The 18,935-nt window shown below is 66.6% G+C and carries 19 protein-coding genes; 18 read left to right on the top strand and 1 reads right to left on the bottom strand.

Annotated elements, in window-relative coordinates; translation table 11 throughout:
* Positions 1-88: 88 nt before the first annotated feature.
* The 5 genes from argS (at position 89) to CupriaWKF_RS00740 (ending at position 5,228) form a co-directional block, all read left to right on the top strand.
* A complete protein-coding gene (argS, locus tag CupriaWKF_RS00720; RefSeq protein ID WP_276099146.1) occupies positions 89-1,885 on the top strand; it encodes an arginine--tRNA ligase in 1,797 nt (598 codons plus the stop codon).
* A gap of 135 nt (positions 1,886-2,020) precedes the next feature.
* A complete protein-coding gene (locus tag CupriaWKF_RS00725) occupies positions 2,021-2,806 on the top strand; it encodes an SPOR domain-containing protein (protein ID WP_276099147.1) in 786 nt (261 codons plus the stop codon).
* 93 nt (positions 2,807-2,899) lie between these two features.
* Positions 2,900-3,535: a thiol:disulfide interchange protein DsbA/DsbL gene (locus CupriaWKF_RS00730; protein ID WP_276099148.1), complete on the top strand. Its 636-nt coding sequence runs from the start codon at positions 2,900-2,902 to the stop codon at positions 3,533-3,535.
* Between the two features lie 66 nt (positions 3,536-3,601).
* Positions 3,602-4,399 carry an SDR family oxidoreductase gene (locus CupriaWKF_RS00735; RefSeq protein WP_276099149.1) on the top strand — a complete coding sequence of 266 codons (798 nt, stop codon included), beginning with the start codon at positions 3,602-3,604 and terminating at the stop codon, positions 4,397-4,399.
* Position 4,400: 1 nt separating this feature from the next.
* On the top strand, positions 4,401-5,228 hold the full coding sequence (locus CupriaWKF_RS00740; RefSeq protein ID WP_276099150.1) for a helical backbone metal receptor: 828 nt from the start codon (positions 4,401-4,403) through the stop codon (positions 5,226-5,228).
* Positions 5,229-5,241: 13 nt separating this feature from the next.
* On the opposite strand, the gene CupriaWKF_RS00745 is transcribed toward CupriaWKF_RS00740, so the two are convergent.
* Positions 5,242-6,318, bottom strand: a complete 1,077-nt coding sequence (locus CupriaWKF_RS00745) for an MBL fold metallo-hydrolase (RefSeq protein ID WP_276099151.1) — start codon at positions 6,316-6,318, stop codon at positions 5,242-5,244.
* 222 nt (positions 6,319-6,540) lie between these two features.
* On the opposite strand from CupriaWKF_RS00745, the gene CupriaWKF_RS00750 reads away from it, so the two are divergent.
* The 13 genes from CupriaWKF_RS00750 (at position 6,541) to CupriaWKF_RS00810 (ending at position 18,900) form a co-directional block, all read left to right on the top strand.
* A complete protein-coding gene (locus CupriaWKF_RS00750; protein WP_276099152.1) occupies positions 6,541-6,996 on the top strand; it encodes a MerR family DNA-binding transcriptional regulator in 456 nt (151 codons plus the stop codon).
* A 93-nt stretch (positions 6,997-7,089) separates the two neighbouring features.
* The gene (locus CupriaWKF_RS00755; protein WP_276099153.1) at positions 7,090-7,569 is read left to right on the top strand and encodes a PaaI family thioesterase; all 480 of its coding nucleotides are present in this window, start codon (positions 7,090-7,092) and stop codon (positions 7,567-7,569) included.
* Positions 7,570-7,613: 44 nt separating this feature from the next.
* A complete protein-coding gene (locus tag CupriaWKF_RS00760) occupies positions 7,614-8,795 on the top strand; it encodes an isovaleryl-CoA dehydrogenase (RefSeq protein WP_276099154.1) in 1,182 nt (393 codons plus the stop codon).
* A gap of 163 nt (positions 8,796-8,958) precedes the next feature.
* Positions 8,959-10,785: a bifunctional isocitrate dehydrogenase kinase/phosphatase gene (aceK, locus tag CupriaWKF_RS00765; protein ID WP_276099155.1), complete on the top strand. Its 1,827-nt coding sequence runs from the start codon at positions 8,959-8,961 to the stop codon at positions 10,783-10,785.
* The gene (gene can / locus CupriaWKF_RS00770) at positions 10,782-11,453 is read left to right on the top strand and encodes a carbonate dehydratase (RefSeq protein ID WP_276099156.1); all 672 of its coding nucleotides are present in this window, start codon (positions 10,782-10,784) and stop codon (positions 11,451-11,453) included. The genes aceK and can overlap by 4 nt, the downstream gene beginning before the upstream one ends.
* A gap of 73 nt (positions 11,454-11,526) precedes the next feature.
* The gene (locus tag CupriaWKF_RS00775; protein WP_276099157.1) at positions 11,527-12,708 is read left to right on the top strand and encodes an acetyl-CoA C-acetyltransferase; all 1,182 of its coding nucleotides are present in this window, start codon (positions 11,527-11,529) and stop codon (positions 12,706-12,708) included.
* 94 nt (positions 12,709-12,802) lie between these two features.
* Positions 12,803-13,483 (top strand): SDR family oxidoreductase, encoded by a 681-nt coding sequence (locus tag CupriaWKF_RS00780; protein ID WP_276099158.1) that lies wholly within the window; start codon positions 12,803-12,805, stop codon positions 13,481-13,483.
* A gap of 33 nt (positions 13,484-13,516) precedes the next feature.
* Complete coding sequence (locus tag CupriaWKF_RS00785) at positions 13,517-14,647, top strand: acyl-CoA dehydrogenase family protein (protein WP_276099159.1); 1,131 nt, start codon at positions 13,517-13,519, stop codon at positions 14,645-14,647.
* Between the two features lie 103 nt (positions 14,648-14,750).
* Positions 14,751-15,410, top strand: a complete 660-nt coding sequence (locus tag CupriaWKF_RS00790) for a 2-hydroxychromene-2-carboxylate isomerase (protein ID WP_276099160.1) — start codon at positions 14,751-14,753, stop codon at positions 15,408-15,410.
* Positions 15,407-16,102: an HAD family phosphatase gene (locus CupriaWKF_RS00795; RefSeq protein WP_276099161.1), complete on the top strand. Its 696-nt coding sequence runs from the start codon at positions 15,407-15,409 to the stop codon at positions 16,100-16,102. The genes CupriaWKF_RS00790 and CupriaWKF_RS00795 overlap by 4 nt, the downstream gene beginning before the upstream one ends.
* Positions 16,099-16,530, top strand: coding sequence for a YchJ family protein (locus CupriaWKF_RS00800; protein ID WP_276099162.1), 432 nt, complete (start codon positions 16,099-16,101; stop codon positions 16,528-16,530). Before CupriaWKF_RS00795 ends, CupriaWKF_RS00800 begins: the two co-directional genes overlap by 4 nt.
* Positions 16,527-17,213, top strand: coding sequence for a glutathione S-transferase (locus CupriaWKF_RS00805; protein ID WP_276099163.1), 687 nt, complete (start codon positions 16,527-16,529; stop codon positions 17,211-17,213). Before CupriaWKF_RS00800 ends, CupriaWKF_RS00805 begins: the two co-directional genes overlap by 4 nt.
* 79 nt (positions 17,214-17,292) lie before the next feature.
* Positions 17,293-18,900, top strand: a complete 1,608-nt coding sequence (locus CupriaWKF_RS00810) for a carboxyl transferase domain-containing protein (RefSeq protein WP_276099164.1) — start codon at positions 17,293-17,295, stop codon at positions 18,898-18,900.
* Positions 18,901-18,935: the final 35 nt, after the last annotated feature.

Consider the following 18,935-nt stretch of genomic DNA (forward strand, 5'->3'; position numbering starts at 1 on the left):
GCCCGTGGCTTTCCGCCGGCATTGCCGGCTGTCACCCGGGCGCGCCGCGCCGCCTGCCGGACTACTGCCCACCAGGGCTTCGACATCCATGCTGCCTGTTCAGACCTCCAATCTTGCCGCTGCGTTCACTGATGCGGTACGCGCGCTTGCTCCGGCCGACGCGACCCTGCCGGCCGTGACCTTCGAGCGGCCCAAGGCCGCAGCCCACGGCGACCTGGCCTGCAACATCGCCATGCAGGTGGCGCGCGCGCTCAAGAGCAATCCGCGCGAGCTGGCCCAGCGCATCGTGGCGGCGGTCCAGGCCGATCCGCGCGCGGCCGGCCTGGTCGCGGCCATGGAGATCGCCGGCCCGGGCTTCATCAACCTGCGCCTGACGCCGGCGGCCAAGGCCGATGTGCTGCGCGCGGTGCTGACCGAGGGCGACCACTACGGCGCGCAGGAGCGCGGCATGCACGGCCATGTGCTGGTCGAGTTCGTCTCGGCCAACCCGACCGGCCCGCTGCACGTCGGCCACGGCCGCCAGGCCGCGCTCGGCGACGCGCTCGCCAACCTGCTGTCGTGGCAGGGCTACGACGTGCACCGCGAGTTCTACTACAACGACGCCGGCGTGCAGATCCAGAACCTGGCCGTGTCGGTCCAGGCCCGCGCGCGCGGCTTCAAGCCGGGCGACGCCAACTGGCCGGAAGCCGCCTACAACGGCGACTACATCGCCGATATCGCCGCCGACTTCCTGGCCGGCAAGACCGTGAGCGCCTCGGACGGCGAGCCGGTGACCGCATCGGGCAACCCCGAGGATGTCGACTCGATCCGCAAGTTCGCGGTGACCTACCTTCGCAACGAGCAGGACATCGACTTGCAGGCCTTCGGCGTCAAGTTCGACCACTACTACCTGGAGTCGTCGCTGTACACCGACGGCCGCGTCGAAGCCGCGGTGCAGGCGCTGGTCGCCAAGGGCAAGACCTACGAGAGCGAAGGGGCGCTGTGGCTGCGCACCACCGACGACGGCGACGACAAGGACCGGGTCATGAAGAAGACCGACGGTACCTACACCTACTTCGTGCCGGACGTGGCCTACCACACCACCAAGTGGGAGCGCGGCTTCACCAAGGTCATCAACGTGCAGGGCAGCGACCACCACGGCACCATCGCGCGCGTGCGCGCCGGCCTGCAGGGCCTGGACATCGGCATCCCGAAGGGCTACCCCGACTACGTGCTGCACAAGATGGTCACCGTGATGAAGAACGGCGAGGAGGTGAAGATCTCCAAGCGCGCCGGCTCCTATGTGACCGTGCGCGACCTGATCGAATGGTCCAACGGCCAGGATGACACCTGCGAAACCATCCGCGCCTGCCTTGACGCCGGCGTGGCCGACTGGCCCGCGCACTTCACGCGCGGGCGCGACGCCGTGCGCTTCTTCCTGCTGTCGCGCAAGGCCGACACCGAGTTCGTGTTCGACGTGGACCTGGCGCTCAAGCAGAACGACGAGAACCCGGTGTACTACGTGCAGTACGCCCATGCGCGCATCTGCTCGATCTTCGAGTCGTGGGGCGGCGCCGACTGGGAGAGCCGCCTGCCCGAACTGGCCGGCTCCGACCTGGCGGCCGTCACCGGCGCCGACGCCAGTCCGCAGGCGCTCGCGCTGGGCCAGCGCCTGGCCGAGTTCCCCGAGATGCTGGCCGCCGCCGCCGGCGAGCTGGCGCCGCATGCGGTCGCGTTCTACCTGCGCGACCTGGCGGGAGATTTCCACGCGTTCTACAACGCCGACCGCGTGCTGGTCGACGACGAGACGGTCAAGCGCGCGCGCCTGGCGCTGCTGGCGGCAACGCGCCAGGTGCTGCGCAACGGCCTGGCGGTGATCGGCGTTTCGGCGCCGCGCCGCATGTAAGCCACGGCTGTCATTCACGGCACACGCGTGCGATCGGGCCGGTCGCATCGCGGGGCAATGCTGCCCCGCGATGTTGCCGGTGCCGCCGCGGGCGGCGCTGGCACTATAATCTCCCGGCAACACCTAAGAGGACTTATGCAACAGCAACGCAAGCGCGAGGCGCGCAGTGCCCGCCGCAGCCAGCAGCGCGGTGGAACGTTCCTGGGCCTGGTGCTCGGGCTGATCGTCGGGCTGGCCATTGCCGTGGTGGTCGCCTTGTATATCACCAAGTCGCCGGCGCCGTTCCAGCAAAAGAACGCGCCGCGGCCGTCCGAGCCGGGCAACGTGGCCAGCACGCTGCCCAGTCCCACGCAATCCCAGTCCCAGCCGGAAGCCCCGACCGACCCGAACAAGCCGCTGTGGAGCAAGACCCCGGCCAAGCCGGTCGGCCAGCCCGCGCCCGCGCCCGCACCCGAGGCGCAGCCGCAGGCGCCGGTCGCCGCCGCGCCGGAGAACCATAACGGGGAGCGGCAGGCCGAGCGGCAGCCGCCGGTGGCCGTGTCGCGCCCGGCGGAAAAGCCTGCCGAAAAGCCTGCCGAAAAGCCGGCGGATAAGCCCGCCGAGAAGCCTCTCGCCATGAACAAGCCGGCCGAGAAGCCGGTGGTCGACCCGATTGCCGAGATCGCCCAGGCGGATGCCAACAAGGTCGGCTACCTGCTGCAGGTGGGTGCGTTCCGCTCGTCCGACGACGCCGACCGCCAGAAGGCCAACCTGGCCATGCAGGGCTTCGAGGCCAAGATTACCGACCGCGACGTCAACGGCGTGAAGATGTACCGGGTCCGGATCGGGCCGTACAACCGCATCGAGGACATGAACAAGGCGCGCGACCGGCTGCAGTCGGCCGGCTTCGATGCCTCGGTGATCCGCTTCACCAAGCAGTAACGCGCTGTAACCCCCAGGCTGGCGGCCCGCTGAACCGGATGCCGCCGCCGCTGTCATACGCTCATCGCCCCAAAACCGGAAGGCCGCTCCAAGATGAAGAAACTCGCCGCACTGATCGCCACGTTCGCCGCTGTCGGCGGCCTGCTGATGACCGCTCCCGCCCAGGCGGCACCCGCCGAAGGCAAGGAATACCAGGTGCTCAAGGCGCCGCAGCCCGTGCCGGCCGGCAAGATCGAGGTCACCGAATTCTTCTGGTACGGCTGCCCCCACTGCTTCGACTTCGAGCCCGAGCTCGAGGCGTGGGTCAAGAAGCAGGGCAAGGACGTGGTCTTCAAGCGCGTGCCGGTGGCCTTCCGCGACGACCTGCTGCCGCACACCAAGATCTTCTATGCGCTGGAGTCCATCGGCAAGCTGGACGCCATGCACGCCAAGGTCTTCAATGCGATCCACGTCGACCGCAAGCGCATGCTGGACCCGAACGAGATCGCCGACTTCATGGCCAAGAACGGCATCGACCGCAAGGCCTTCCTGGACGCGTACAACTCGTTCTCGGTGACCACCAATGCGCAGCGCGCGAACAAGATCGCCGACGCCTACAAGGTCGATGGCGTGCCGACCGTGGTGGTCCAGGGCAAGTACGTGACCTCGCCGTCCGTCGCCGGTACCAAGGCCAGCGCGATCCAGGCCATGGATTACCTCGTGACCCAGGTCCGCGACAAGAAGCTCTGAGCGGCATTCCCGAAGGCCGGTACGTTGCCGTACCGGCCTTTTTTCATTTGAGCCTCAGGTAAGCCGATGCGCCCCCTGAAAGTCTTCCTCACCGGCGCTTCCAGCGGCCTCGGCCAGGCGCTGGCGCGCGAGTATGCGAGGCAAGGCGCCATCCTCGGCCTGGTGGCGCGGCGCGAGGACGCCTTGCGTGATCTTGCGCAGAGCCTGCCCAATCCGGGCGCTGTCCACGTCTATGCCGCCGATGTGCGCGATGCCGACGCGATGGCGGGTGCCGCGCACGACTTCCTGGACCGTATCGGCGTGCCCGACGTGGTCATCGCCAACGCCGGCGTGTCGGTCGGCACGGTGGCCAGCGAGCGCGAGGATCTCGAGGCCTTCCGCATGGTGATGGACACCAACTGGTTCGGCGTGCTCACCACGTTCCAGCCCTTCCTGCAGCCGATGCATGAGCGCGAACCCGGCGCCGGCGGCTGGCGCGGTACGCTGGTGGGCATTGCCAGCGTGGCGGGCGTGCGCGGGCTGCCGGGCGGCGGCGCCTACAGCGCGTCCAAGTCGGCGGTGATCAAGCTTCTGGAAAGCCTGCGGCTGGAGCAGCGGCGCCATGGCATCCGCGTGGTGACCATTGCGCCGGGCTATATCCGCACGCCGATGACGGCGCATAACCCTTACCGCATGCCGTTCCTGACGGATGCCGACGTGTTCGCCCGCAAGGCCGTGCGCGCGATTGCGGCGGGGAGCCGCTTCAAGGTGATTCCGTGGCAGATGGGCGTGGTCGCGGCGCTGATGCACGTGATGCCGCGCTGGCTCTACGACGCGCTGGCCGCAAAGGCTCCGCGCAAGCCCCGCCGCGGCTCGGGAGACTGACATGTGGCGCGACGCCATCGGCCTGCAGCACGCCGCGGCCAGCGGCGATGTCCGCATTGCCTCGCTGGTGCCGTCGGTGACCGAACTGCTGTTCGCGCTGGAACTGGGCGGGTCGATGGTGGCGCGCACGGGCTTCTGCATCCATCCCGAGCCGGCAGTGCGCGCGGTGGCCAAGGTCGGCGGCACGAAGGACGTGAAGCTGGACCGTCTGCGTGCGCTGGCGCCCACGCATGTCGTGGTCAATGTCGACGAGAACCGGCGCGAAACCGTCGACGAGATCCGCCGCTTCGTGCCGAACGTGATCGTCACGCATCCGTGCGCGCCGGAAGACAATCTCGAACTTTACCGGCTGCTGGGCGGCATCTTCGGGCGGCAGACGCAGGCGGAAACGCTCTGCGCCGCGCTGCAGGCGGAGCTGGGTGCCATCCGCGCCCGCGTCTGGCCGGCGCGCAAGGTGCTCTATGCAATCTGGCAAGACCCGTGGATGACGGTGTCGCGCGACACCTATATCAGCCGCATGCTGGCGCTGGTGAACTGGCAGACCTGGCCGGAAGCGGCACCGCAGGCCTGCGCGGACGGCGACTGCAGCCGCCCCAACACGGCGGGCGAACGCTATCCGAGCTTCCGCTGGAATGATGCGCTGGTACGCGGGCTCGACGAGGTGCTGCTGTCCACCGAGCCCTATCGCTTCACCGAAGACCACGCCGACGCGCTGGAGCGCCAGCTAGGCAAGCCGGTGCAGCTTGTCGATGGCGAGATGCTGTCGTGGTACGGCAGCCGCGCCATCGAGGGGGTGCGCTATCTGGCCGCGCTGGCCGAGCGCGGCTGAGCCATCGCAGGGATCAGGCCGCCCGGAAGCGGATCACCCCGTCATCCCCCGTTTCCCGCACGAGTTCCCCGCGGTGCCACAGCGCGTGCAGATGCGCGAGCGATTCGCCCATGGCAAACGTCATCTGGTGGATGTCGAACTGGCGCCTGAAGATCACGCTGACGATGTCATGCGCGCAGCACGGCTTCTCGCGGCACGCTTCCAATGTCTCGGCCAGGCGCTCGACATGGTGCTCGCGCAGCTGCGCAATGCGCGTGTGCAGGTTGCGGAAGGGGCGGCCGTGCGAGGGCAGGATCAGTACGTCCTCTGGCAGGCCTTCGTACTTGCCGAGCGAATCCAGATAGAGCTGCAGCGAGTTGGCCTCGGGCTCCATGTCGAACACGCTGACATTGGTCGAGATGCGCGGCAGCACCATGTCGCCGGAGATCAGCACGTTGGCGGCGGCGTTGTACAGCGCCACGTGCTCGGGCGAATGGCCGAAGCCGGTGATCACGCGCCAGCCGGCGGTGGCCGGATCGGCGCCGATGGCGACGGTATCGCCGTCCATCAGGCGGCGGTACTGCGTGGGCAGGTCCGGCACCAGCGACGGGTAGTAGGTCTTGCGGGCGCGCAGCTTTTCCTGGCTGTCGGGGTCGGTCAGGCCGTGGCGCGCGAAGTGCTCGGCCGCCAGTTCGCCGCCGGCGCTGGAGCCCGCGCCGGTGCCGCTGCCCATCACGCGCGCGCTCATGTAGTCGCCCAGGCTCATCCACAGCCGCGCGTCGAAGCGCTTGCACAGCCAGTGCGCCAGGCCGACGTGGTCGGGGTGGCTGTGCGTGACCAGCACGCGCAGCACCGGCAGGCCTTCGAGCTCGTTGGCGAAGATGGTTTCCCAGTGCGCCTTGATGGTGTCGTTGGTGATGCCGCAGTCGATGATGGTCCAGCCGTCCGTGCCGTCGCGCCGGTCGCGCAGCAGCCACAGGTTGATGTGGTCCAGCGCGAAGGGCAGGGGCATGCGCAGCCAGTAGACGCCGGGCGCCACTTCCTGCTTGCTGCCGGGCTCGGGCATGGTGTCCGCGAACGGGTATTGGAGCTGGTGTTCGAGTGCGTTCATGAGGAGTCTCGTCATCGAAGCCCTGCGCCGTGTCACGCCGGGGCAGGCGGGGGCTTTCTCGTCTTTGCCGTGATGCCAGGCCTTGCCGACCAGGCACGAGGGCGCCGGTTGCCAGTCGCGTGAGTTGACGCTAACGTAAACGTCAATTCGTGCGAGTCGTCTCCATCTTAAGCCAAAAGTTGACTTCGCAACGAACGACCGTTCACTTTCTTTGGGCGCACCATGGCAGCCACCAATGTTTCCGGATCATCCTCCGGCCCGGCCACCTATACCATCACCGACCTCGCGCGCGAGTTCGACGTCACGCCGCGCGCCATCCGATTCTATGAGGACCAGGGCCTGTTGTCGCCCGAGCGCGCAGGCCCCGGCGGACGCACGCGCGTCTACAACGGGCGCGAGCGTACCCGCCTGAAGCTCACGCTGCGCGGGAAAAGGTTGGGGCTTACTCTCAACGAAATCCGCGAAATCCTTGATCTTTACGAGTCGCCGCGCGACAGCGCGCCGCAGCTCGAGCGTTTTCTGGATGCGCTGGCTGGCCACCGCGCCGCACTCGAGCGCCAGCTTGAAGACCTGCAGGCGCAACTGGCGGAGATCGACCAGCATGAAAAGCAATGCAAAGCGTTGCTGGATGCACAACAGGCGCGTACCGGTGGCCCGGCCAAACGTGAAACCGCCTGACGTTGCACTTTCCGTGCATCTTCGTGTCTCTGTGGATTGACGTTTACGTAAACGTAAATAGAATAGCTCGAACCATCTCACCAGGGAGCCGCCATGACGCAGGACCTTGATGCTGCTGCCAGCCCAGTCCAACCCGAACTGCTGTCGGCGGCGCGGACTGACACCATTGCCAGCAGCTTTGCGCGCCAGGGACTGATGACGACCTTTGGCGCCGCGCTGGCCCGCGTCGAGCGTGGCGAAGTGGAAATCGCCATGCCGTGGTCCGAAGGCGTGACCCAGCAGCATGGTTTCTTCCATGGCGGCGTCGTCGGTGCGCTGGCCGACAGCGCGTGCGGGTACGCAGCGCTGACCATGGTGGGTGAGGGCGAGGCGGGTCTGACCGCCGAGTACAAGATCAATCTGCTGTCCCCGGCGCAGGGCGAACGCCTGATTGCCGTGGGGCGCGTGCTCAAGCCCGGCCGCACGCTGATCGTGGTCCAGGGCGATGTCTTCGTCGAGCAGCAGGGCCGCCGCAAGCTCGTGGCGACCATGCTGATGACCCTTTGCGTGGTACGCACGCTCGAACACGTCTGACGCGCGTTGTTCCCGCGCCAACAAGATTCCAACAGGAGACCATCATGACCGAACTCCCTGGCCTGAAATTCGACCTGGGCGAAGACATCGAGATGCTGCGCGGCGCCGTGCGCGACTGGGCCCAGGCGGAGCTGGCCCCGCGTGCCGGTGAAATCGACCGCACCGACCAGTTCCCCATGGACGCCTGGAAGAAGATGGGCGACCTCGGCGTGCTCGGCATCACCGTGGCGGAGGAGTACGGCGGCGCCAACATGGGCTACCTCGCGCACATGGTGGCAATGGAGGAAATCAGCCGCGCCTCGGCCTCGGTCGGCCTGTCCTACGGCGCGCATTCGAATCTGTGCGTGAACCAGATCCACCGCAACGGCAGCGCTGCGCAGAAGGCCAGGTACCTGCCGAAGCTGGTATCGGGCGAGTGGATCGGCGCACTGGCCATGAGCGAACCGAACGCCGGCTCCGATGTGGTCAGCATGAAGCTGCGCGCCGATTTCAAGGGCGATCGCTTTGTGCTCAACGGCACCAAGATGTGGATCACCAACGGCCCGGACTGCGACGTGCTGGTGGTCTATGCGAAGACCGAGCCGGAGCTGGGCGCACGCGGCATGACAGCCTTCATCGTCGAGAAAGGCATGAAGGGCTTCTCGGTCGCGCAGAAGCTGGACAAGCTCGGCATGCGCGGCTCGCACACCGGCGAGCTGGTGTTCGAGGACGTGGAGGTGCCGGTCGAGAACATCCTCGGCGCCGAAAACGGCGGCGCCAAGGTGCTGATGAGCGGCCTCGACTACGAGCGCGCCGTGCTGTCGGGCGGCCCGGTCGGCATCATGCAGGCGTGCATGGACGTGGTCACGCCGTACATCCACGACCGCAAGCAATTCGGCCAGAGCATCGGCGAGTTCCAGCTGATCCAGGGCAAGGTGGCCGACATGTACACCACGCTGCAAGCCGCGCGCAGCTACCTGTACACGGTCGGCAAGAACCTTGACTCGCTCGGCGCCGACCACGTGCGCCAGGTGCGCAAGGACTGCGCCGCCGTGATCCTGTACACGGCCGAGAAGGCCACGTGGATGGCTGGTGAAACCGTGCAGATCCTGGGTGGCAACGGCTATATCAACGAATACCCGGCCGGCCGCCTGTGGCGCGACGCCAAGCTGTATGAAATCGGCGCGGGGACTTCGGAGATCCGGAGAATGCTGATCGGGCGAGAGTTGTTTGCAGAAACGATGTGATTTTTATGGCACCTTTCGCAGCCACGACGGTTTTCCTCCTCTCCCACCCACGCCGTGGGAGAGGGGGAGAAAGCCGAAGCCATTCAAGGGAGGCTGCACACCAAATCGAGCCCTGAAACCCATTTACAATCTCAGTACCCCCGCCAGACCGTCCACCCCGTCCATGTCCCACTTCCCTAAACTGCTCTCTTCGCAGATTGCCTTCGACGTGGCGCGGACCATGCTGGACGGGTTCGACAAGCACTACCGGCTGTTCCGCGAGGTCAGCCACCAGGCCAAGATGAAGTTCGAGGCCGGCGACTGGCTCGGCCTGCAGCAGATCCAGCGCGACCGCATTGCGTTCTATAACGAGCGCGTGCGCGAGACCAGCGTGATCCTCGAAGACGAGTACGACGCCGAGAACATCGAGGACGAGATCTGGCAGCAGATCAAGCTGCACTACATCGGGCTGCTGACCAACCACCACCAGCCCGAGCTGGCCGAGACCTTCTTCAATTCGGTCTGCACGCGCCTGCTGCACCGCTCGTACTTCAACAACGACTTCATCTTCGTGCGCCCGGCCGTCTCGACCGAGTACATCGAGAACGAGGAGTCGCCGATCAAGCCGACGTTCCGCGCCTACTACCCGGGCAGCCGTCACGGCATGGCGGACTGCTTCGAGCGCATCGTGCACAACTTCCAGCTCGAGCGGCCGTTCGAGGACCTGCGCCGCGACGTCGGCTATGTGGTGAGCACCGTCGAGGCGCATTTCGGCGATTTCCGCATTGCGCCGAATTTCCAGATCCACGTGCTGTCGTCGCTGTTCTTCCGCAACAAGTCGGCCTTCATCATCGGGCGCATCCTGAACGGCGACCGCACCTATCCGCTGGCGATCCCGATCGTGCACGGGCCGTCGGGCAAGCTCGTTCTGGACGCAGTGCTGCTGAAGAAGTTGCAGGTGCTGATCCTGTTCTCGTTCACGCACTCGTATTTCATGGTCGACATGGAAATCCCGTCGGCCTACGTGACGTTCCTGCGCGACATCATGCCGCGCAAGCCGCGCGCGGAAATCTATACCTCGCTCGGTTTGCAGAAACAGGGCAAGAACCTGTTCTACCGGGACTTCCTGCACCATCTGCAGCATTCGTCGGACAAGTTCATCAGCGCGCCCGGCATCAAGGGGCTGGTGATGCTGGTATTCACGCTGCCGTCGTACCCGTACGTATTCAAGGTGATCAAGGACTTCTACCCGGCGCCCAAGGAAACCACGCGCGAGCTGGTCAAGTCCAAGTACCAGCTCGTCAAGCAGCACGACCGCGTCGGACGCATGGCCGATACGCTGGAGTATTCCAACGTGGCGTTTCCGCTGTCGCGTTTCGATGACGAGCTGGTGCGCGAACTGGAACAGCATGCGCCGTCGATGATCGAGTACCAGCGCGGCAAGGACGGCGGCGAGGAGATCGTGGTGCGGCACGTCTATATCGAACGCCGCATGACGCCGCTGAACATCTGGCTGCAGGAAGGCACCGAGGAGCAGGTGGAGCACGGCATCGTCGAGTACGGCAATGCCATCAAGGAACTGATCGCCGCGAACATTTTCCCCGGCGACATGCTGTACAAGAACTTCGGTGTGACGCGCCATGGCCGCGTGGTGTTCTACGACTACGACGAGATCGAGTACTTCACCGACTGCAATGTGCGCCGCGTGCCCGAGCCGCGCAACGAAGAAGAGGAAATGTCGGGCGAAGTCTGGTACACCGTGCGTCCGCACGACATCTTCCCGGAGACGTTCCGTACCTTCCTGCTTGGCAACCCGCGCGTGCACGACGCATTCCTGCGTCATCACGAGGACTTATTCGACCCTGCCATGTGGCAGGGCCACAAGGACCGGCTGCTGGCCGGACAAGTTCATGACTTCTTTGCCTATCCCACTTCCGAACGTTTCATCAACCGCTACGACCCGACCGGGCACAGCGCGCCTGTCGCCGGCTTTACAAGGAGAGTCGCATGAATGACGCCATCGCCCAGCTGTTCCGCAACAACCGCGACTGGGTCGACCGCGTCAACGCGGAAGATCCGACCTTCTTCATGCGCCTGGCCAACCAGCAGGCGCCCGAGTACCTGTGGATCGGCTGCTCCGACTCGCGCGTGCCCGCGAACCAGATCCTGGGCCTGGCGCCGGGCGAGGTGTTCGTCCACCGCAACATCGCGAACGTGATCGCGCACAGCGACCTCAATGCGCTGTCGGTGATCCAGTTCGCCGTGGAAGTGCTCAAGGTGCGCCACATCACGGTGGTTGGCCACTACGGCTGCGGCGGCGTGAAGGTGGCGCTCAAGCGCGAGCGCATCGGCCTGGCCGACAACTGGCTGCGCCATGTGCGCGACGTGGCCGACAAGCATGAGGCCTACCTCGGCACCATCCTGCGCGAGGACGACGCCCACACGCGCCTGTGCGAGCTCAACGTGATCGAGCAGGTCAACAACGTGTGCCAGACCACGGTGCTGCAGGACGCGTGGGCACGCGGGCAGGACGTGACCGTGCACGGCTGGGTCTATGGCGTTTCCGACGGCCTGCTGCGCGACCTGGGCATGGCTGCCAGCAACAACGACGAGCTGCATGCGCAACTCGCCGCGGCCTACCGCCAGTTCGGCGACCCGCCGCAGGCTTCGATCCGCTGACGCGCCGTCCGCATCGACGCAGCACTGTACGCGCCGTACGCACCAGACACATACCAACACCAGGAGAACAGACATGCAAGACCCCATCGTCATCGTTTCCGCCGCCCGCACTCCCATGGCGGCCTTCCAGAGTGAATTCGCGACGCTGACCGCGCCGCAGCTCGGCGCCGTTGCCATCCGTGCGGCGGTCGAGCGTGCCGGCATCCAGCCGGAGCAGGTCGAGGAAGTGGTGTTCGGCTGCGTGCTGCCGGCCGGCCAGGGCCAGGCGCCGGCGCGCCAGGCGGCGCTCGGCGCGGGCTTGCCGCTGGGCGTGGGCTGCACCACGGTCAACAAGATGTGCGGCTCGGGCATGCGCGCGGCCATGAACGTCTATGACGGCCTGGTGGCCGGCTCGTTCGAGATCGCCATTGCCGGCGGGATGGAGAGCATGACCAACGCGCCGTACCTGATCCCGAAGGGCCGCGGCGGCTACCGCATCGGCCACGGCATGATCTACGACCACATGATGCTCGACGGCCTGGAAGACGCGTACGACAAGGGCCGCGCCATGGGCACCTTCGGCGAGGACTGCGCCGCCAAGTACGGTTTCACGCGCGAGCAGCAGGATGCCTTCGCGATCGAAAGCGTGCGCCGCGCGCAGCAGGCCACGGCATCGGGCGACTTCCGCTGGGAGATCGCGCCGGTCACCGTGCCGGGCAAGGGCGGCGACACCGTCATCGACACCGACGAAGGCCCGCGCCGCATCAAGCTCGACAAGATCCCCGCGCTGAAACCCGCGTTCGCCAAGGACGGCACCATCACCGCGGCATCGTCGTCCTCGATCAACGACGGCGCCTCGGCGCTGGTGATGATGCGCGAATCCACCGCGAAGAAGCTCGGCCTGCAGCCGGTCGCACGCATGCTGGGCCACACCACGCACGCGCAGGCGCCGGGCTGGTTCACCACCGCGCCCGTGGAGGCCATGACCAAGCTCTACCGCAAGCTGGACTGGACCACCGACAGCATTGACCTGTTCGAGATCAACGAGGCCTTTGCCGTGGTGCCAATGGCGGCCATGCACGACCTGAAGATCCCGCACGAGAAGGTCAACATCCACGGCGGCGCCTGCGCGCTCGGCCACCCGATCGGCGCTTCGGGCGCGCGCATCATGACCACGCTGATCGGCGCGCTGCGCAAGACCGGCGGCAAGCGCGGCGTGGCCAGCCTGTGCATCGGCGGCGGCGAAGCGACGGCGGTGGGGATCGAGATCGTCTGACGCGAAACCCCGACTGCTTGTCTTCTCCCCTCTCCCATGAATGGGAGAGGGGAGGAACCCAAGGCCATCGATCAACCATCGCCAGGAGCCAGCCTTGCCAACCGCACTCATCCTCGGTGCCTCGCGCGGCATCGGCCTTGAATTTGTACGCCAGTACCGTGCCGACGGCTGGCGCGTCATCGCGGCGGCGCGCACGCCCGAAGGCGTGGCCGCGCTGAAGGCGCTTGGCGCCGAAGCCCACCAGGCCGACCTGACCGACCCGGGCGCGGTGGCCGGCCTGGGCTGGAAGCTCGATGGCGAATCGCTCGATGTGGCCATCTACAACGCTGGCGTGATGGGCCCGCGCACCGAAGGCGCGCAGCCGGTCACGCGCGAGGACTTTGACCGCGTCATGCACGTCAACGTGCTCGGCCCGATGATGGCGCTGCCGCTCGTGCTGCCCTATGTCGAGACCGGCCTGGGCGGCCACGGCGGCGTGCTGGCGGTGCTGTCCTCGCGCATGGGCAGCATGGGCTCCATGGACAGCAATGGCAGCTGGCTGTATCGCGTCAGCAAGGCGGGCGTCAATGCGGCGCTCAAGGCGGTGTCGCTGGACGCGCGCCATGCCACCTGCGTGGCGCTGCATCCGGGCTGGGTGCAGACCGACATGGGCGGCAAGGCGGCGGACATCACGCCGCAGCAGAGCGTGAAGGGCATGCGCCAACTGCTGGCCGGGGCCAAACGCCGCGACAACGGCAGCTTCTTCAACTACGACGGCACCTCTATCCCCTGGTAAGCGCGGGCCGGACTTACCTCATACAGAAACGACATGCTGCTGACATCCGAACAGGAAATGATCCGCGACGCCGTGCGCCAGTTCGCGCAGGAGGTGATCGCGCCGCAGGCCGCGCAATGGGACCGCGACAAGACCTTCCCGAAGGACGTGCATCGCGAACTGGCGGCACTGGGCGCCTATGGCGTGGCGGTGCCGGAGCAGTACGGCGGCGCCGGCCTGGACTACCTGTCGCTGGCGCTGATCCTGGAGGAAATCGCCGCGGGCGACGGCGGCACCTCGACCGTCATCAGCGTCAACAACTGCCCCGTGTGCAGCATGCTGATGGCGTTCGCCGATGAAGCGCAGAAGCAGCAGTGGCTGGTGCCGCTGGCGCGTGGCGAAATGCTGGGCGCGTTCTGCCTGACCGAGCCGCACGTGGGCTCCGATGCCGCCGCGCTGCGCACCACCGCCGTGCGCGATGGCGACCACTTCGTGCTCAATGGCGTCAAGCAGTTCATCACCAGCGGCCAGAATGCCGACGTGGCCATCGTCATGGCCGTGACCGACAAGGCGGCTGGCAAGCGTGGCATCAGCGCGTTCCTGGTGCCGACCAGCACGCCGGGCTATGTGGTGGCGCGCCTCGAAGACAAGCTCGGCCAGCATTCGTCGGATACCGCGCAGATCGTGTTCGAGGATTGCCGCGTGCCGGCCGCCAACCTGCTTGGCGACGAAGGCGCCGGCTACAAGATGGCGCTGTCGGGGCTGGAAGGCGGGCGCATTGGCATTGCCTCGCAGAGCATCGGCATGGCGCGCGCGGCGTTCGACGCGGCGCTGGCCTATGCCAAGGAGCGCGAGAGCTTCGGCCAGCCGCTGTTCCAGCACCAGGCCGTGCAGTTCCGCCTGGCCGAGATGGCCACGCGCATCGACGTGGCGCGCCAGATGGTGTGGCACGCCGCCTCGCTCAAGGACGCCGGCCGGCCCTGCCTGAAGGAAGCGGCCATGGCCAAGCTCTTTGCCAGCGAGATGGCCGAGAAGGTCTGTTCGGATGCGATCCAGGTATTCGGCGGCTATGGCTATGTCAGCGACTTCCCGGTCGAGCGCATCTACCGCGACGTGCGCGTCTGCCAGATCTACGAAGGCACCAGCGACATCCAGAAGATCCTGATCGCGCGCGCACTGGCGTAGCCGCGGCGCGCCGACACGCGTACCATGGGGCTTGGGAAGCACGGCCAGGCGTCCTGGAGGCTTCCCCAAGCCATCCAACACTCACGACAGAGGGCCCCCGTTCATGACCGCAGCGATCGACTTCTACTTTGATTTCTCGTCGCCGTATGGCTACTTCGCCAGCACGCGCATCGACGAACTGGCGCAGAAGTACGGCCGCTCCGTGGCCTGGCATCCGATCCTGCTCGGCGTGGTATTCAAGACCACCGGCTCCTCGCCGCTGCCGCAGATCCCGCTCAAGGGCGAATACTGCTGGCGCGACTTCGAGCGCACCGCGCGCTTTCACGACATCGAGTACAAGCGTCCGGCGCACTTCCCGCTGCCGACCACGCATGCCGCGCGCGCCATGCTGTGGCTGCAGAACCACCACGGCGCCGATGTCGCCACGGCGTTTGCCAAGTCGGTCTACCGCGCGCTGTTCGTGGACGATATCAACATCGCCGAGCCGGCGGAGATCTCGAAGCTGGCCGAGCCCCTGGGCGTGGACGTGCATGCCATGGACGCCGGCGCCACCAGCTACCAGATCAAGGACCAGCTCAAGGCCGAGATCGAGGTCGCCATGGCCAAGGGCGTGTTCGGCTCGCCCTTCGTCATCATCGACGGCGAGCCGTTCTGGGGCTTCGACCGTTTCAACCAGATTGAAGACCACCTGAAGCGCGACCGCCAGACCGAACTGCGTGCGGTGACCAGCGTGGACAGCAACAAGGAAAAGAAACCCGCATGACCGTAGCAGACGGGGCCGCGAACGGCCCATCCTCGCGTTTCGACTGTGTGATCTTCGACTGCGACGGCGTGCTCGTCGACAGCGAGCCCATCGTCAACCGCGTGCTCAACGAAATGCTCAACGAGCTTGGCATCGCCATCTCGCTCGAGGATTCGACGAAGTGGTTCCTGGGACGCGCGGTGCGCGAAGAGCTCGACAACATCGAGCGCAGGCGCGGCGCGCCGTTGCCGGAGAACTGGCTGTCGCAGTGGTTTGTGCGGCGCAACCAGGTGCTGGAGGCCGAGGTACAGAGCGTGGCGTACGTGCGCGAGGCGGTGGCCGCCATCGCCGCCACCGGGGTGCCGGTGTGCGTGGCTTCCGGCGCGGACCGCATCAAGGTCAAGCTGCAGCTCACGCGCACGGGCCTGGTGGAACTGTTCCAGCAGGACGGGCGCGAGCACATCTTCTCGGCCACCGAGGTGGAGCGCAGCAAGCCGGCGCCGGATGTGTACCTGCTGGCCGCCCGTACCATGGGCGTGGAACCGTCGCGCTGCGCGGTGATCGAGGACAGCCCTACCGGTGTCACGGCCGGCGTGGCCGCGGGCATGACGGTGTTCGGCTACGCGGCGCGCAATGACGCCGCCATGCTGCGCGACGCAGGGGCCCGCCACTTGTTCACGGACATGCGCGACTTGCCGGAGCTGCTCGGATGAGTGCAAAGCGCCCGCCTCGCGCCACGGCCGCGCCGTGCCCCTGCGGCGTCGGCGCGGACTATGCCGCGTGCTGCGGCCGCTATCACCGCGGCGACGCCGTGCCGCCCAATGCCGAGGCGCTGATGCGCTCGCGCTACACCGCGTATGTCATGGGCAAGATGGACTGGCTGCGGCAGACCTGGCATCCGTCCACATGCCCCGCGGACCTGGCGCCGGACACGGGCACCCGCTGGCTGGGTCTCACCATCAAGGCCCATTCCCAGCAGGACGATACGCATGCCGAAGTGGAATTCGTGGCGCGCTACAAGGTAGGCGGGCGCGCCTGGCGGCTGCATGAGCGCAGCCGGTTCGTGCGCGAGCCGCGCGCGGCCGGCGAGGCGCCGGTGTGGCTGTATGTGGATGGCGACATGATCGGGGAGGCGTCATGAGCGTGGAAGCCCAGGCATCCGGCGGCACGCCGGAGTACCTGCTGTACTGCTTTGCCCAGTCCGGCAATGCCTACAAGGTGGCACTGCTGCTGGAGACCGTCAGCGCGCAGCGCGGCCGGCAGTTGTGGCAGCCGCGCTTTGTCGATTATTTCAATGGCGAGACCCGCACGCCGGAGTACCGCGCCATCAATGTGATGGGCGAAGTCCCGGTGCTGGAGTTCGGCGGCCAGCGGCTGTCACAGTCCGGCGTGATCCTGGAAACGCTGGCATCGCGGCTCGATGCCTACGGTGCCGCGAACGAAGCCGAGCGCGCTGAAGTCATGCGCTGGCTGCTGTTCGACAACCACAAGTTCACTTCGTACACCGCCACTTACCGTTTTCTGCGCACCTTCGCCGCGTCACCGGACCCGACCGTGCTGCAGTTCTTCCGCACGCGCTGCGAAGGCGCATGGAGCGTGCTGAACGCGCAGCTGGCCGGCCGCAGGTTCGTCATCGGCGAGCATGCCACCATCGCCGATTTCTCGCTGGCGGGCTATGTGTTCTTCGACGACGAGATCGGCGTGCACTGGCGCAAGGAGTATCCGCATATCCACGCGTGGGCCGAACGCATGCGCGCGCTGCCGGGATGGAAGCATCCGTATGAGCTGATGCCGGGGCATCCGTTGCCGAAGCGCAGCGGCTGACGCTGGCGGCGGCGATCAAGCGGCGATCAAGGGCGACTCCGAAAGACCAAGCGGCAAGAGACCGGGAAGAGACCTCAACATGCCAACGCTGGAAACCAAACTCAACGCACGCTCCGAAGCGTTCAAGGCCAACGCCGAAGCCATGCAGGCGCTGGTGGCCGACCTCAAGGCCAAGGTGGCGAAGCTGGCCGAAGGCGGCGGCGATGCCGCGCGCGACAAGCACCTGTCGCGCGGCAAGCTGCTGCCGCGTGACCGCGTGCAGCAACTGCTGGACCCGGGCACCCCGTTCCTGGAGCTGTCGCAGCTCGCCGCGTATGACATGTACGACAATGCCGCGCCGGGCGCCGGCATCATCACCGGCATCGGCCGCGTGGCCGGGCAGGAATGCGTGATCGTCTGCAACGACGCGACCGTCAAGGGCGGCACCTACTACCCGATGACGGTCAAGAAGCATGTGCGCGCGCAGGAGATCGCCGAGCAGAACAACCTGCCGTGCATCTACCTGGTCGACTCCGGCGGCGCCAACCTGCCGAACCAGGACGACGTGTTTCCCGACCGCGACCATTTCGGCCGCATCTTCTACAACCAGGCCAACCTGTCCAAGCAGGGCATCCCGCAGATCGCGGTGGTGATGGGCTCGTGCACGGCCGGCGGCGCCTATGTGCCGGCGATGAGCGACGAATCGATCATCGTCAAGAATCAGGGCACCATCTTTCTCGGCGGCCCGCCGCTGGTGAAGGCGGCCACCGGTGAAGAAGTCAGCGCCGAGGACCTCGGCGGCGCCGACGTGCATACGCGGCTGTCTGGCGTGGCGGACTACTTCGCGCAGAACGACCATCACGCGCTGTCGCTGGCCCGGAACATCGTGCAGCACCTGAACCGGCGCAAGCCCGATCAGATCCGCCTGCACGCGCCGGCCGAGCCGCTGTATCCGGTCGAGGAACTGTATGGCGTGATCCCGACCGACACGCGCAAGCCGTTCGATGTGCGCGAGGTGATCTCGCGCATCGTCGACGGCTCCGAGTTCGACGAGTTCAAGGCGCGCTACGGCACCACGCTGGTATGCGGTTTTGCGCGCATCTGGGGTTACCCGGTCGGCATCGTCGCCAACAACGGCATCCTGTTCTCGGAGTCGGCGCTCAAGGGCGCGCACTTCATCGAGCTGTGCTGCCAGCGCAAGATCCCGCTGGTGTTCCTGCAGAACATCACCGGCTTCATGGTGGGCCGCAAGTACGAGAACGAGGGCATCGCGCGCAACGGCGCCAAGATGGTGACTGCCGTGGCGACTGCGCAGGTGCCGAAGTTCACGGTGATCATCGGCGGCTCGTTCGGTGCCGGCAACTACGGCATGTGCGGCCGCGCGTATTCGCCGCGCTTCCTGTGGATGTGGCCGAATGCTCGTATCTCGGTGATGGGTGGCGAACAGGCCGCGAGCGTGCTGGCGACGGTGCGCCGCGACGGCATCGAGGCGAAAGGCGGCAAGTGGAGCGAGGAGGAAGAAGAGGCGTTCAAGCAGCCGATCCGCGACCAGTACGAGCACCAGGGCCACCCGTACTACGCGAGCGCGCGGCTGTGGGACGACGGCGTGATCGACCCGGCGCAGACGCGCACGGTGCTGGGGCTGGGCCTGTCGGCGAGCCTGAACGCGCCGATCGATGACATGAAGTTCGGCGTGTTCCGCATGTAAGGGCATTCGCAACACACGCCTCGCGCCACCGTGAT

The sequence above is a fragment of the Cupriavidus sp. WKF15 genome (genome assembly GCF_029278605.1).
GTDB lineage: Bacteria > Pseudomonadota > Gammaproteobacteria > Burkholderiales > Burkholderiaceae > Cupriavidus.